The 14,929-nt window shown below is 68.9% G+C and carries 13 protein-coding genes; 10 read left to right on the top strand and 3 right to left on the bottom strand.

All coding sequences use genetic code 11. From position 1 onward, the window contains the following. Positions 1-11 precede the first annotated feature (11 nt). Positions 12-1,103, bottom strand: a complete 1,092-nt coding sequence (locus tag AVR91_RS08495; RefSeq protein WP_063273128.1) for a ferredoxin reductase — start codon at positions 1,101-1,103, stop codon at positions 12-14. 89 nt (positions 1,104-1,192) lie between these two features. On the opposite strand from AVR91_RS08495, the gene AVR91_RS08490 reads away from it, so the two are divergent. From AVR91_RS08490 to AVR91_RS08470, 5 genes are all read left to right on the top strand, one after another. Next, positions 1,193-1,849: a TetR family transcriptional regulator gene (locus tag AVR91_RS08490; RefSeq protein WP_016336136.1), complete on the top strand. Its 657-nt coding sequence runs from the start codon at positions 1,193-1,195 to the stop codon at positions 1,847-1,849. Positions 1,850-2,029: 180 nt separating this feature from the next. Further along, positions 2,030-3,136 carry a Re/Si-specific NAD(P)(+) transhydrogenase subunit alpha gene (locus AVR91_RS08485; RefSeq protein ID WP_063273129.1) on the top strand — a complete coding sequence of 369 codons (1,107 nt, stop codon included), beginning with the start codon at positions 2,030-2,032 and terminating at the stop codon, positions 3,134-3,136. Beyond that, a complete protein-coding gene (locus tag AVR91_RS08480; protein WP_007032801.1) occupies positions 3,136-3,435 on the top strand; it encodes an NAD(P) transhydrogenase subunit alpha in 300 nt (99 codons plus the stop codon). The genes AVR91_RS08485 and AVR91_RS08480 overlap by 1 nt, the downstream gene beginning before the upstream one ends. After that, positions 3,432-4,817 (top strand): NAD(P)(+) transhydrogenase (Re/Si-specific) subunit beta, encoded by a 1,386-nt coding sequence (locus AVR91_RS08475; RefSeq protein ID WP_016336133.1) that lies wholly within the window; start codon positions 3,432-3,434, stop codon positions 4,815-4,817. Before AVR91_RS08480 ends, AVR91_RS08475 begins: the two co-directional genes overlap by 4 nt. Further along, positions 4,814-5,542: a lipoate--protein ligase family protein gene (locus AVR91_RS08470; RefSeq protein ID WP_063273130.1), complete on the top strand. Its 729-nt coding sequence runs from the start codon at positions 4,814-4,816 to the stop codon at positions 5,540-5,542. The genes AVR91_RS08475 and AVR91_RS08470 overlap by 4 nt, the downstream gene beginning before the upstream one ends. Positions 5,543-5,598: 56 nt before the next feature. On the opposite strand, the gene AVR91_RS08465 is transcribed toward AVR91_RS08470, so the two are convergent. Beyond that, positions 5,599-6,303, bottom strand: coding sequence for an Lsr2 dimerization domain-containing protein (locus tag AVR91_RS08465; RefSeq protein ID WP_076857293.1), 705 nt, complete (start codon positions 6,301-6,303; stop codon positions 5,599-5,601). A gap of 155 nt (positions 6,304-6,458) precedes the next feature. Between AVR91_RS08465 and AVR91_RS08460 the strand changes: the two genes are divergently transcribed. Further along, positions 6,459-7,832, top strand: coding sequence for a dihydrolipoyl dehydrogenase family protein (locus tag AVR91_RS08460; protein ID WP_063273132.1), 1,374 nt, complete (start codon positions 6,459-6,461; stop codon positions 7,830-7,832). On the opposite strand, the gene AVR91_RS08455 is transcribed toward AVR91_RS08460, so the two are convergent. After that, complete coding sequence (locus AVR91_RS08455; RefSeq protein ID WP_063273142.1) at positions 7,829-9,283, bottom strand: hypothetical protein; 1,455 nt, start codon at positions 9,281-9,283, stop codon at positions 7,829-7,831. The genes AVR91_RS08460 and AVR91_RS08455 overlap by 4 nt on opposite strands. A gap of 193 nt (positions 9,284-9,476) precedes the next feature. On the opposite strand from AVR91_RS08455, the gene AVR91_RS08450 reads away from it, so the two are divergent. The 4 genes from AVR91_RS08450 to AVR91_RS08435 all read left to right on the top strand — a co-directional run bounded on the left by AVR91_RS08450 (position 9,477) and on the right by AVR91_RS08435 (position 14,827). Further along, entirely contained in the window at positions 9,477-10,949 is a 1,473-nt protein-coding gene (locus AVR91_RS08450; protein ID WP_063273133.1) for a S8 family serine peptidase, read from the top strand. 312 nt (positions 10,950-11,261) lie between these two features. Further along, complete coding sequence (locus tag AVR91_RS08445; RefSeq protein WP_016336127.1) at positions 11,262-11,765, top strand: DUF3145 domain-containing protein; 504 nt, start codon at positions 11,262-11,264, stop codon at positions 11,763-11,765. A gap of 42 nt (positions 11,766-11,807) precedes the next feature. Next, positions 11,808-12,401 (top strand): hypothetical protein, encoded by a 594-nt coding sequence (locus AVR91_RS08440; RefSeq protein ID WP_063273134.1) that lies wholly within the window; start codon positions 11,808-11,810, stop codon positions 12,399-12,401. A gap of 65 nt (positions 12,402-12,466) precedes the next feature. Next, positions 12,467-14,827 carry a cation-translocating P-type ATPase gene (locus tag AVR91_RS08435; RefSeq protein WP_211282676.1) on the top strand — a complete coding sequence of 787 codons (2,361 nt, stop codon included), beginning with the start codon at positions 12,467-12,469 and terminating at the stop codon, positions 14,825-14,827. The last annotated feature ends 102 nt before the right edge of the window (positions 14,828-14,929 follow it).

Raw genomic sequence — 14,929 nt, 5'->3', positions numbered from 1 at the left:
CCCGTTCCTTTCTAAGCGTTGATCTCGACGTCCCCGACCGGGACGGAGATGCAGAGCTGGATCTCTTCGTTCTCTTCGCTGGAGGTCTCGCCGGTCTTGGCGTTGCGCACGCAGCCGGAGGTCTTGATCTGCGTGCAGGAGAAGCAGATGCCCATACGGCAGCCGTGTTCCGGGCTCAGCCCGGCCTCTTCGGCCTGCTCCAGCAACGGTTTCCCGGAGTTGGCGAACTCGCGGCCACTCCGCGCGAAACGCACCTGCCCTTCGGCGTTCTCGGTGTCGAAGGTGAGCGCGGGCGGCGTGAACTCCTCGGTGTGCAGATGTGCACCGAGGCCGTCGGCCTCGAAGACCTCGCGGACCGAGTCCATCAGCGGCTTCGGGCCGCACAGGAAGGTCTCGGCGTCGGGGTACCACGGAGCGGCCTCCGCGAGGTGCTCCTTCGAGAAGAACCCGTGCAGGTCGCCGCCGGTTTTCGCGTGAGTGAACGCGTGTACCACCCGCAGGCCGGGAAGGCGGCGGGCGAGGTCGGCGAGTTCGGCGCGGTAGAGGGCGTCTTCGGCGCCGTTGGAGTAGTGCAGGAAGGCGAGATCGCCCTCGTACTTCTCGTCGGCCAGCGTGCGCAGCATCGACAGGACGGGCGTGATCCCGCTTCCGCCGCTCAGCAGCAGGATCCGCCGCGGCCTCGGCGAAGGCAGGGTGAACTCACCGTCCGCAGTGGACAGTCCGAGCACCGAACCGACGGTGACCGTGCGGTTCAGGTGGCGCGAGACGAGCCCCTGCGGGTCGGCCTTGATGGTCAGTTCCAGTGTGCCGTCGTGCTCCGAACCGGCGGGCGAGTAGCAACGGGTGCGACGGACGCCGTCGATCTCGACGGTCACCCGCACGTACTGGCCCGCGAGGTGGCCGCGCCAGGCCCGGCTCGGCCGGATGGTCAGCGTGACCGTGTCGGGTGTCTGCCGCCGGACGCCGGTGACCTGGCCGCGGATCTCGCGGCGGACCAGCATCGGGTCGACGAGTTCGAGGTAGCGGTCCATGCCGTGGGGCGTGAGCAGGGCCTCGGCCAGCGAGGCCAGCCGCCTGGCCCTGCGTGGTACCAGTGCCGTCATCACTTCTCCCAAATTCAGTGAACGCTTGTACACTGAATAGTGAAGTGGTGAAGATCCCGCTTGTCAACGCGAGAGGACGGCGATGTGACGTGGGTGATAGCGCGGAGGCGATTACGCTGTCCGTCGTGACAACCGAGCCCGTTTCCCGGCAGGAACGCAAGCAACGCACCCGGCAGGCACTGCTGGACGCGGCGCTCGACCTGGTCGCGGAGCGCGGGTTCTCCGGGCTCAGCCTGCGGGAGGTCGCGAAACAGGCCGGCATCGTGCCGACGGCGTTCTACCGCCATTTCGCGTCGATGGACGAGCTCGGCGTGGCGCTGGTCGAGGAGTCGATGCGCACCCTGCGCACGATGATCCGCTCCGCGCGCACGAGGCCGTCGGCGTACAACGACATGATCCGCTCGTCGGTGCGCATCCTGCGCGAGCACGTGCGGGCGCACGAGGACCATTTCCACTTCCTGACCAGGGAGCGTTACGGCGGCACCGGCCCGGTCCGGCAGGCGATCGGCTTCGAACTCAAGCTCTTCGTCAGCGAACTCGCCGTCGACCTGGCGCGCTTCGACTTCCTTCGCGACTGGAGCACCGAAGATCTGCATCTGCTCGCCGACCTGATCGTGACGACCATGCTCACGACGGTGCTGGAGCTGCTCGAAACACCTTCGCGTGACGACGAGATCGTGCGCACGGCCGAACGGCGGCTGCGGCTGATCTTCCTGGGCGTGCCGAACTGGCGCAGCGTTCCATGATGCGGAAACCGTTGCCATAGCGCGCATATGACGTCGCGCACCTGGATCGATGGCTGGATCGATCGTGATGAGTGATGTCACGGAAAGATGCCGTCCGGATACGTTCAGCCAGGAAAGTTGTCGGCCGGACGTGGTAAACAGTGCGGGTTCGTGTGGTCCTCTCCAGCGAGGAGGTCGCCTGTGGCGGCAGAGAACGAGCAGCTCACGGTCGGCGTGGTCCGGGAAACCGGACAAGGTGAACGTCGCATCGCGCTGGTACCGAAACTCATCGAGCGCGTCTCCGGACGCGGACTGCGGGTGGTGGTCGAGCCCGGCGCGGGCGACGGCGCGCTGCTCGCCGACGAGACCTTCGAGCAGGCGGGCGCGGTGATCGGCGATCCGTGGGATGCCGACATCGTGGTGAAGGTGGCGCCTCCGAGCGCGGCCGAAGTCGCGAAGCTCAAACAGGGCACCATCCTCATCGGCTTCCTGAATCCGAGGGGTGATCCCGAGGGGATCGCCGCGCTCGAAGCGGCGGGCGTCCGCGCCTTCGCCGTCGAGGCGATCCCGCGGATCTCCCGCGCGCAGGCGATGGACGCGTTGTCGTCGCAGAGCAGTGTCGCGGGCTATCGCGCCGTACTCCTCGCCGCGGAGAAGCTCACCCGGTTCTTCCCGATGCTCACCACCGCCGCCGGAACCGTGCCACCGGCCAAGGTGCTCGTGCTCGGCGCCGGGGTCGCGGGGTTGCAGGCGTTGGCGACGGCGAAACGGCTCGGCGCGCAGACCACCGGATACGACGTCCGGCCCGAGGTCGGCGAGCAGGTGAAGTCGCTCGGCGCGAAATTCCTCGACCTCGGCATCGAGGCGGTCGGCGAAGGCGGGTACGCCCGCGAGCTGACCGACGAGGAAAAGGCCGAGCAGCAACGCAGGCTCACCGAGGCGATCACGAAGTTCGACGCCGTGATCACCACCGCGCTCGTCCCCGGCCGCAAGGCGCCGGTCCTCGTCACCGCCGACGCGGTGAAGGGGATGCCCGCCGGCGGGGTCGTGGTCGACCTCGCGGGTGAGTCCGGCGGCAACTGCGAGCTGACGAAGCCGGGCGAGGAGGTCGTCGAGCACGACGTCACGATCTGCTCGCCGCTCAACCTCGCCGCGGAGATGCCCGCGCATTCCAGCGAGCTCTACGCGCGCAACGTCACCGAGTTGCTGGAACTGCTCGTCGACTCCGAAGGCAAGCTCGCGCTCGACTTCTCCGACGAGATCGTCGCCGGGGCCTGCGTCGCCGGAAAAGAAGAAGGAGGCGAGTGATGCTCGTAGGCAGCCTGGCGATCCTCGTACTCGCCGGATTCGTGGGTTTCACCGTCATTTCGAAGGTGCCCAACACCCTGCACACCCCGCTCATGTCGGGGACCAACGCCATCCACGGCATCGTCCTGCTCGGCGGGCTGATCGTGCTCGGCCTCGGGGTGGACGGCGTGCTGAACAAGATCCTGCTGGTGATCGCGATCGCCTTCGGCACGATCAACGTGGTCGGCGGCTTCCTCGTCACCGACCGGATGCTCTCGATGTTCAAGGCGAAGAAGCCGGAAGACGGTGGTGACAAGTGACGACCTTCATCGCCGTCCTCTACATCATTTCCTTCGCCCTGTTCATCTACGGCCTCATGGGCCTGACCGGTCCGCGCACCGCGGTGCGCGGCAACTGGATCGCCGCCGTCGGCATGGGCATCGCGGTGATCGCGACGCTGCTGACGCCGGGCATGGGCAACTGGCTGCTCATCGCGCTCGGCGTGGCGATCGGTGTCGTCGTCGGCGTGCCGTCCGCGCGCAAGGTGAAGATGACCGCGATGCCGCAGATGGTGGCGCTGTTCAACGGCGTCGGCGGCGGGGCGGTCGCGCTCATCGCGTGGGTCGAGTTCCGCACCACCGAGGGCTACGCGCACGAGCCTGCGTACGTCGCGATCGCGTCGTTGTTCGCCGCGATCGTCGGCTCGGTGTCCTTCTGGGGCTCGAACATCGCGTTCGGGAAACTGCAGGAACTCATCTCCGGCCGCCCGATCACCCTGGGCAAACTGCAGCAGCCGGTGAACGCGCTGGTTCTGATCGCCGCGATCGTGCTCGCGGTCGTCATCGCGAGCGGCGGCGACGCCGAACTGCTGATGATCGGCCTGCTGGTCGCGGCGGGCATCCTCGGCGTGGTGGTCGTGCTGCCGATCGGCGGCGCGGACATGCCGGTCGTCATCTCGTTGCTCAACGCGCTCACCGGTTTGTCGGCGGCGGCCATGGGTCTCGCGCTCGACAACACCGCGTTGATCGTGGCGGGCATGATCGTCGGCGCCTCGGGTTCCATCCTGACGAACCTGATGGCGAAGGCGATGAACCGGTCGATCCCGGCGATCGTCGCCGGCGGGTTCGGCGGCGGCACGGCGGTCGCGAGCGGCGGATCCGGCGAGGCCCGGCCGGTCCGCAGCACCAGCGCGTCCGACACCGCGATCCAGATGGCGTACGCCAACAAGGTCGTGGTGGTGCCCGGGTACGGGATGGCCGTCGCGCAGGCGCAGCACGTCGTCCGCGAGATGGCGAAGTTGCTGGAGGCCAAGGGGATCACGGTCGCGTACGCCATCCACCCGGTGGCGGGCCGGATGCCGGGGCATATGAACGTGCTCCTCGCCGAGGCCGACGTCCCGTACGAGCAGCTCAAGGAAATGGACGAGATCAACTCCGAGTTCGCCCAGACCGACGTCGCGCTGGTGATCGGCGCGAACGACGTAACGAACCCGGCCGCGGAGACCGATCCGGGCTCGCCCATCTACGGGATGCCGATCCTCAAGGTGAACCACAGCCGGTCGGTGATCGTGCTCAAACGCGGGATGAGCTCGGGCTTCGCCGGCATCGACAACGAGCTCTTCTACGATGCGAAGACAAGCATGCTCTTCGGCGACGCCAAATCGTCGGTGGGCGAGATCGTGGAGGAACTCAAAGCACTGTGATCGGTCCCTCGGAAGTCGTCGCCTCGTTCGACGACCCGGCCGACAACCTCGCGTTCGACGAAGCCCTCCTGCGCGCCGCACCCCAGGCGCCGGTCCTGTGGATCTGGCGCAACACCGACTGTGTGGTCGTGGGTCGGGGGCAGAAGATCGAACGCGAGGTCAAGGCCGACGTCTGCGCGAGCGACGGCGTCCCGGTGCTGCGCCGGGCCAGCGGTGGCGGCACCGTGTTCCACGATCCCGGCAATCTCAACATCACGCTCGTCCTGCCGGGGCCGTCGGACAGACCGCTCGAAGCACTCGGGGAACTGATGACCGCGACGGTGGCCGAACTCGGGCTGCCGTCGCGGCTCGGTGATCGAGGTCTGTTCGTCGGTGACGCGAAGCTGTGCGGTTTCGCCGTGTTCCGGACGAGAACGGGCTTGCTCGCGCATTCCACCCTGCTCGTTTCGACCGCCGCCGAACGGGTCGGCCGGTACCTCACCGCGGCACCCGCGGATCCCCGTCCGCTCGACTCGCATCGGAGCCGGGTCGCGTCGCTCGCCGAGCATGGCCTGCGTAAAGGTGTTGCCGACGTCACGGCCGCCGTCCGCGTGGCGGCGGCCGCGCAACTGGGTGAACTCGCCACCCGGAAGCCCTCGGACGAGGAGCTGGAGTGGCACCGCTCGCTCCGGCACACGCGGTACCACTACCCGAAATGGCACGCCGAGGGCGCTCAGCGTAACTGAGCCCGAAAAACGAAAAGGCCCTTTCGCGGATATCGCGAAAGGGCCTTTTCGATGAATTACTTTTCGGTGGCCGAGAAAGTGACGGCGGGCACCTTGCGAGTGGCGCGCGTGGTCTTCTTCGGCTCGGCGGCCTTCTTCGCCGGAGCCTTTGCCGAGGCCTTCGGCGCGGCCTTGGCGGCGGTCGTCTTCGCGGCGGCTGCCTTCGGAGCGGCCTTCGTGGCCGTCGTCTTGGTGGTGGCCTTCGCCGTCGTCTTGGCCGGGGTCTTCGCCGCGGCCGCGGCCTTCGCGCGGCCGGCCGGAGCCTTGGTCGCCGTGGTCTTCGCCGCCGCGCCGCGGGTGGTCTTGGCCTTGGCCGCGGTGGCTTTCGCCGTGGTCTTGGCGGGAGCCTTGGCCTCCGTCTTGGGAGCGGCGGCCTTCTTGGCGGCGGCGGGCTTGCGGCCGGCGACACCCTTGGCGGCGGGCTTGCGGCCCGGCTTCGCGGCCGTCTTCGCTTCGGCCTTCGCCGCGGTGGCCGCGGTCTTCGGGGTCGACTTCGACACCCGCGTGCCCTTGGGGCGCTGCACGACCCGCGGCCGCAGTTTGCGTCCGCCGATCCGGCGGCCGTTCTCCACATAGGCACGCAGGATTTCCCGGAGTGCGATGGCGTTGTCGGCCGAAAGGTCGATGTCGTAAGCGATTCCGTCCAAACCGAAAGCGACCGTTTCCTCGGCCGCCTCGCCGGTCAGATCGTCCAGCAAATGCACAGCAGTGTTCCTGGCCATGAAAAAACCTCCCGCGCTCGATCGTTCTACTGCGTAACCGGCACGGTGAAACCTGACCCGCGGCTATGACTCACGCAGCGACACGAGGATAGCGGCAGGTTGCGCGAAGCTGCGCGGTGGTGTGCGCTGAATGCATGTCAGCACAGACTTTTGACGTGATCGTGATCGGAGGCGGCCCCGTCGGCGAGGTCGCCGCCGAACGGGCGGCACGAGGCGGCCTTCAGGTCGCGCTCGTCGAACACGAACGCTTCGGCGGCGAATGTTCTTACTGGGCCTGCATTCCGAGCAAGGCGCTGCTGCGGCCGGGGAACCTCCTCGCCGCCGCCAAACGGGTCCCCGGTGTCCCGGTGGGCGACAAGGTCGACCCGGCCGAGGTGTTCGCGCGCCGGGACTGGTTCACCGGCAAGGGAGACGACACCGGACAGGTCAAGTGGGCCGAAGGAGCCGGGATCGTCCCGATCCGCGGGCACGGCCGGATCACCGGTGAGCGGAAGGTCACGGTCGACGGGGGTGACGAGTTGACCGCCCGGCACGCCGTGATCATCGCCACGGGCAGTGTCCCGCGGACGCCGTCGATCCCCGGGCTGGACACGATTTCGCCGTGGGGATCGCGTGAGGCGACCTCGGCGGAAGCGGTCCCGCGCCGCCTCGGCGTACTCGGCGGTGGGGTCGTCGGAGTCGAAATGGCGCAGGCCTTCGCCACGCTCGGCGCCGAAGTCCACTTGATCATCTCGGGCGAGCGGCCCTTGCCGCGGCTGCCGGAATTCGCGGGCGACGCTGTCATCGCGGGGCTTCGCGAAGCCGGCGTCACCGTGCACACCGGCTCCGGACTCGACTCCGTGTCCGCTGTGGACGGTGGTAAGGAACTGGCGTTGAAGGGCGGCGACCGGTTGGTCGTCGACGAGCTGCTCGTCGCCACCGGCCGCCGCCCGGCGACCGACGGGCTCGGCGTGGAGACGGTGGGGCTCGAAGCGGGCGCGCCGCTCACGACCGACGACAACGGCCGTGTGTCCGCTGTGGACGGTGACTGGCTGTTCGCCGTCGGGGACGTGACCGGCCGCGCGCCGCTGACCCATCAGGGCAAGTACGCCGCCAGGGCCACGGGCGACTCGGTGGCCGCGCAGGCGGCGGGCAAGCCCGTCGACTCCTCCGCGTGGAGCGCGCACAGCGCCACCGCCGATCACCACGCCATCCCGCAGGTCGTGTTCACCGACCCGGAGGTCGCTTCGGTCGGGCTCGCCGGACCCGAGGAGGGCAAGCCGCATCGCGTCGTCGACATCGACATCGCGGTGGCCGGTTCGTCGCTGCACGCGGACGGTTACGCGGGCAAGGCGCGCATCGTCGTCGACACCGAACGCGACGTCCTGGTCGGCGCGACCTTCGTCGGGCAGGACGTGGCCGAGCTCCTGCATTCGGCGACGATCGCGATCGTCGGGGAGGTGCCGCTGCCGAGGCTGTGGCACGCGGTCCCGTCGTTCCCCACGATCAGCGAGGTGTGGTTGCGCCTGCTGGAGGCGTACGGGCTCTAGCCGTTCACAGGCAGTTCGAGCGCGGCCTTCGCGCCGCGGACGAGGCCGGGATCGTCCGGAGTGGACGGTCCCGGCAGCCATACGACCTGGATCAACCGGACCGATTTCCCGTCCAGGCTGCTCTGGTAGGCGGCGCCTTCGAACACGGGAACTTCGCCCTGCCACTGGTTGGTCTCGGTGGCGAGATCGAGGATGCCGCCACCGCCGGGATTGTCGGCGATGGCCTTGAACGCGCTCGCCTGCGCGGTGTTCGGGAATTCCACGACGGCGATCGTCACCGCCGCGGCCCGGCCGTCGATGGAACTGGCGAAGCTGGCGCGTTTCACCGCCGAGCAACTCGTCTGCTGGAGGCTCGACTGGACGTCGCCGTACGCGTGGGACGCGCATTTCTGGTCCGCGGCCGACGCCCGCGAGGTGAACTGGATGTTCTCCACCGCGCTGCTGCTCGGCGGCGGGGGACTGGTCGCCGCGGTCGGCGGCGGCGGAGTCTGCGTGGACGCGGTGTCGTCACCGCCGGAAGCCACGCTGATGGCCGCCACCAGCAACACGATGAGCAAACCGATCGCGGCGACCGGAAGCCACTTCACCGTCTTGGACTGGCGCGAAGGCTTCGGGGCGGGCTCGGCGGGCGAGGGAGCGGCGGCCGCCGCCGGCGGCGGGGTCTGCCGGACCGGGGGAGCGGGCTTCGCGGGAGCGGCCTGCTGAACGGGCGGAGCGGGCTTGGCGGGAGGAGCGGGCGGCACGGCCGGTTTCGCCGGTCTCTTCCCCTTCCCCGGATGCTGGACCGGAACCGTCGGCGCGATCGCGACGAGCGGGTTCTCGCGGATCACCGTCGGCTCGTCGTCGGAGAAGGCGCTGAACCCTTCCCCGAGCAACATTTCCTCGGGCATCGGCGGCGCGTCCGGGGCGAGCGCGGCGATCAGGTCCCGCGCCTGCTGGACCGAGCGGGGGCGGGGCGCGGTGGCGAGGGAGACCGTCGCGGCGAGCATCGTCGTCGCCGTCGGATAGAGGACGCGGACCGAACCGGCGAGATCGGCGGCGGGCTGGTCGACCGTCTCCACGTAGGGGCCGACGGCGATGATCGTGCCGATCGGCCCGGCGCCGGGGGCGACGTCCGCGATCTTGTGCGTGCAGGCGGCGGACAGCGAGAGCGCGTCCGTGGCCGGGTTGATCGAGGTGTCGCCGTGGACCAGCGGCCAGCCGTCGGCCTTCCACGGTCCGCCGAGCGGGGCTTCGAGTTTCAGGGCCGGGTCCGGCAGGTCGACACCGATGACGATGAGGACACCCTTCGGCATGACCACGACGGCTTCGACGGGCCGCCCCTCGACCGGGCTGGCGCCGATCAGGGCGACCCCGCCGACGACGTTGCTGCCCCGGCCGAGTGAAGCCAGCGCGGCGCGGACGTCCTCGGCCACCCGGGACGGCTGTTGAGCGAGGCGAACGAGTCGCACCGAACCCCTCCCCATCTCGTCGGTCTCGGTGCACAAACTAGCGCCTCCATCCGGACTAATGGACAGACACGTCCCAGGTAGGCGCCGTGACGTTGCTCCGAAAAGTTGTAATGCGCGTGAGCACCGTCACCCGTCCGGGTGGTACTCGTTGGTAGGTGACAGTTCCTTGCCCCCTGTCACCAGGAGAAACGCAATGGCCGTATCTGGACCCTGGCGTCGACGCGCCGCCCTCGTCGTCGCCCTGCTCGCCGTCCCGGCCGCGGGGATGGTCCCCGCGCAGGCCGCGGGACCGTCGGCACCCGTCGCCCCCGGGCTCGCCCGCCTCCTTTCGGCCGTCACCGGCACCGCGGGGGTGACCGCGCTCGTGCACGCCGACGACGTCGCCACCGCCGAACGCGCCGCCCGCTCGGCCGGGCTCACGAAGATCACGTCGTTCGGGAAGATCGGCGTCGTCGCCGTCCGGGGCACCGCCGACCAGGTGCGCGCGGTGCGCAACGCCGCCGGGGTCACCTACGTCGAAGGCAACGAGAAGCTCAAGGCGCACGGCAGCGCCGGCACCACGGCGACGCGGAGCCTCCAGACGCAAACGCAGCTCAAGGACGCCGGTGGCGCTCCCGTGGACGGCAGGGGAGTCTCCGTCGCGATCATCGACACCGGGGTCGACCCGACGCATCCGGCCTTCAAGGGCGCCGACGGCAAGACACGGGTGGTACGCAACCTCAAGAGCCTCTGCCTCAACGGCACGGCGACGAACTGCATCGTCGACGTCCCCACCTCCGTCGACACCGACACTCTCTCGCTGGGCGGCCACGGCACGCACGTCACCGGCATCGCCGCGGGCAACCGGCTGACGCTGACCGACGGCACCAAGGTCGGCGGCTCGGCGCCGGGCTCGAAGATCGTCTCGGTCTCGACCGGGGCCGCGCTGCTCGTCCTCGGCACGGACGCGGCGCTGAACTGGGTGCTGGAGAACCACAAGGCGCCCTGCGGCGCGGGTGTCGCGGCGTCGGTGTGCCCGCCGATCAAGGTGACCAACAACTCCTACGGTCCCAGCGGCGGTGGCGCCTTCGACCCGAACTCGGCGACGGTGAAGCTGCAGCGCGCGCTCGCCGCGGAAGGCGTCGTCACGGTGTGGGCGAACGGGAACGACGGCGGCGACGGTTCGGCGAACCTCTCCAACCCGCCGGGGCAGGACCAGACGCCGGGCGTGCTTTCGGTGGCGTCGTTCAACGATCAGGGGACCGAAACCCGTGACGGCACGGTCTCCGACTTCTCCTCGCGCGGTCTCAAGAGCAGCCAGTCGAGCTGGCCCGACGTTTCCGCGCCGGGGGAGAACATCCTGTCGTCCTGCCGTCCGACACAGCCGATCTGCACGCAGGGCCTCCAGCCGAAGAACGGCCCGGGACTCCTGGATCTCGCCACCTACAACGTGATCAGCGGGACCTCGATGGCGGCGCCGCAGATCACCGGGATCGTCGCGCAGCTGTTCCAGGTCGCGCCGAACGCCAGCCCCGCCGAAATCGAGGCCGCGATCAAGGGCACCGCGTACAAGTTCGCCGACGGCTCGCCGTACGTGGCGGCCGGGCCGTACACGTCGAGCTTCGACAAGGGCACCGGTCTGGTGGACACCTTCGCCGCGGCGAAGTCCCTGGGCGCCCAGGGCTGAGCCAAGTCCGTGAAGGCCTCCTTCCCTACCCTCAAAGTAGGGAAGGAGGCCTTCACGGCATGGGGGCACAATTGCCGTCCCCGGGTTAACCCGCGTGAAGGGATCTTTTCTTCGGCTCAGCCGAAAGAAGAGGGCCTTCGCAGGAGTCTCGCGTCCCAATCAGGTGCGACTTGTGGTGTTCATGTGGCCAAACAGCACAGTTGGGGTGCACAATGTGCTCACGCGTACCGGGAGGCGGCACGAGCCACCTGACCAGCGCAGCTCGCGAGGTCGTAGGGGAAGACGCCCCTCGTCGAGTAGCGGAGGTCAGCAGTGAGCACCCGTGGCAACACCCGTGGCGTGGTGTACGTCCACTCGTCGCCGTCTGCGGTGTGTCCGCACGTCGAGTGGGCCATTTCGGGCACCCTGGGTGCCCGAGTCGAGTTGAAGTGGACGGCGCAGCCCGCCAGTCCAGGACAGCTCCGCGCCGAATGTGGATGGCGTGCGCCTTCGGGCACCGGCGGAAAGCTGGCGTCCGCGCTCAAGGCGTGGCCGATGATCCGGTTCGAAGTCACCGAAGAGCCCAGTGCGGGGGTCGACGGCGAGAGGTTCTGTTTCGCTCCGGGCCTCGGCCTGTGGCACGGCAGGACCAGTGCCAACGGCGACATCGTCGTGGGCGAGGACCAGTTGCGCGCCCTGGTGAGCAAGGTCCGCTCCGGCGAATCGCTGGCGCACAAGCTCGACGAGCTCCTCGCCGCCAATTGGGACGAAGCGCTCGAACCGTACCGGCACGCCGGTGACGGCGCCCCGGTCACCTGGCTGCACCAGGTCGGGTAGACGCCGGTGATGACGGAAGAGGCGGGCGGCTAACCTTTCAGGGTGACCGCCCAGCCTCGCCCCCTCTCTCGCCAGCGGTGGCTGATCCCCGTCCTCGTGGTCGTGATCTCCCTGACCGTCGGCGTGGGGTTGCTGGCACGCGATCTCTACACGCGTCCGGAGGCCGAGCCCACCCAGCCGGTCGTCAGCGAGTCGCCGACGTCGGTCGCCCCGGAGCAGCAGCCAGGTTCCCCGGTCGTCGAGGTGACCCCCGACGTCTTCGCGCATCCCCAGTACCAGAGCGTCCGGCAGGTGCTGCAGGGATATTTCGACTCCATCAACGAGCGTGACTATCCGAAGTGGACTTCGGTGGTCAGCCGTGAGCGGGCCAAGACCAAGACCGCGGCGGAGTGGAAGAAGGATTTCCAGTCCACTCGGGACGGCAGCATCCTCGTCTATCGCATCGAGCCGGGCTCGCCGAACACGCTCCGGGTGCTCGTCGCCTTCACCAGCACGCAGGACGTCGAAGACGCGCCGGTGTACCTGCCGGAGGGGTGCATCCGCTGGCGGTTGGTGCTGCCGCTGCTGCTGGAGAGCGGATCGTGGCGCGTCGACACGACCGACGGCGGCACCAACCCCGAACACGAAAGATGCTGAAGTAAGGGGCGACATGGTCCCCGAGGCTGACGCGGGAGCGGGCCGGGCGGAATAGAGTCGCGGGCATGGCAATCGACCAGCCGGCCCTGCTGACCGACGCCTCGAGGGGGCTCACCAGCGAAGAGGTCGCCCAGCGGGTGGCCGCGGGCCAGACCAACACGGTCTCGACGAAGACCAGCCGGACCACCGGCGAGATCATCCGTGCGAACGTCTTCACCCGGATCAACGCGATCTACGGCGTGCTGTTCGTGCTCATCCTGTCGACGGGGTACTTCATCGACGGGCTGTTCGGCGGGCTGATCATCGTCAACAGCGCGGTCGGCATCATCCAGGAGCTCCGGGCGAAACGGACACTGGAACGGCTCGCGATCGTCGGGCAGGCGAAGCCGACCGTGCGCCGCGACGGGCAGAGCACCGAGATCGCCCCGGAAGACGTCGTGCTCGGCGATCTCGTCGAGCTGGGGCCGGGCGACAAGATCGTCGTCGACGGCCCGGCGCTGACGGCCGACGCACTGGAGGTCGACGAGTCGCTGCTGACCGGTGAATCCGATCCGGTGGTCAAGCAGCCCGGTGACAAGGTGCTCTCCGGCAGCTTCGTCGTCGCGGGCAGCGGCACGTACCGCGCGGACATCATCGGCGACGAGTCCTACGCGGCGAAGCTGGCCGCGGAGGCCAGCAAGTTCACCCTGGTGAAGTCGGAGCTGCGCCAAGGCATCGACAAGATCCTCAAGTTCATCACGTACCTGCTCATCCCGGCGGGCGCGCTGACCATCTACAACCAGCTCGCGGGCGATCAGGCGTGGCCGGACGCGCTGCGCGGCATGGTCGCGGCGCTCGTGCCCATGGTGCCCGAGGGCCTGGTGCTGATGACCAGTGTCGCGCTGGCGGTCGGCGTCATCCGGCTGGGCAAGCGCCAGTGCCTGGTGCAGGAACTCCCGGCGATCGAAGGTCTCGCCCGGGTCGACGTGGTGTGCGCGGACAAGACCGGCACGCTCACCGAGAACGCGATGCGGCTTTCCGAGGTCCGGGAGATCACGCCGGGCCACCCGGTGGACGACGCGCTGGCCGCGCTCGCCGCCACCGATCCCCGCCCGAACGCGAGCCTCCAGGCGATCGCGGAGGCGTACCGGACCGATCCGGGCTGGCGGGTCACCACGACGATGCCGTTCTCCTCGGCGCGCAAGTGGAGCGGTGCCTCCTTCGGCGGCGACGGCGACTGGGTGCTCGGCGCGGCCGACGTCCTCCTGCCCGAGGGCGAGCACCGGGCGGAGGCCGAGAAGATCGGTTCGCGCGGCCTGCGGGTCCTGTTGCTGGGCCGTGCCGAACGGGCCGTCGACGCGGCCGAGGGCCCCGGCGACATCGAACCGGTCGCGCTCGTGGTGCTGGAGCAAAAAGTCCGCCCAGACGCGAAGGACACTTTGGACTTCTTCGCGCACCAGGACGTCGCGGTCAAGGTCATCTCCGGTGACAACGCCATCTCGGTGGGCGCCGTCGCGGGCACCTTGGACCTGCCGGGCGCGGACAAGCCCATCGACGCGCGGAAACTGCCGGACGACGCCGAAAAGCTGGCCGACACCGTGGAGGATCGCGCCGTCTTCGGCCGCGTGACGCCGCTGCAGAAACGCGCGATGGTCGGTGCGCTGCAGTCGAAGGGGCACACCGTCGCGATGACCGGCGACGGCGTGAACGACGTCCTCGCGCTGAAGGACGCGGACATCGGCGTCGCCATGGGCGCCGGCAGCCCGGCCACCCGCGCGGTCGCGCAGATCGTGCTGCTGGACGACAAGTTCGCCACCCTGCCGCACGTCGTCGCCGAGGGACGGCGGGTGATCGGCAACATCGAGCGCGTCTCGAACCTGTTCCTCACCAAGACGGTCTACTCGGTGCTGCTGGCGCTGATGGTCGGCATCGCGCAGGTGCCGTTCCCGTTCCTGCCGCGGCACATCACGATCACCGCGTGGTTCACGATCGGCCTGCCCGCCTTCGTGCTCTCGCTGGCGCCGAACAACGAACGCGCCCGCACCGGTTTCGTCGGCCGGGTGATGCGGATGGCCGTGCCGGCCGGGCTGGTCATCGCCACCGCGACGTTCGTGAGTTATCTGCTGGTGTACAAGGGATCCGGGCAGTCCGAACTGGACAAGATCCAGGCGGGGACGACGGCGCTGATCACCCTCATCACGATCGCGCTGTGGGTGCTCGGGATCGTCGCACGGCCGTACCGGTGGTGGAAGATCCTGTTGATCGGCGGGATGGTCGTGCTGACCCTCGCGCTGTTCCTGATCCCGTTCACGCAGAAGTTCTTCGCGTTGGACCCGAGTGTGAGCGCGTACACGCTGTCGGCCTTCGCCTGTGCCGGGGTGGGGATCGTGCTGGTGGAGATCGCCTGGTGGGCCGGGCGGCATCTGGTCAAGCGCCAGGACGCCTGACCGGCGCTCACTTCAATGTCATGAAAGGGTCGTTCAGGACATCTTTTGTCCTGAACGACCCTTTCATGACATCCGGAACCTTCAAGCGCCAGGACGCCTGAC

It is taken from the genome of Amycolatopsis keratiniphila subsp. keratiniphila (genome assembly GCF_001620365.2).
Taxonomy (GTDB): Bacteria; Actinomycetota; Actinomycetes; order Mycobacteriales; family Pseudonocardiaceae; genus Amycolatopsis; species Amycolatopsis keratiniphila.
Note: the sequence above shows the minus strand (reverse complement) of the source record. Positions and strands in the feature narration are given on the sequence as shown.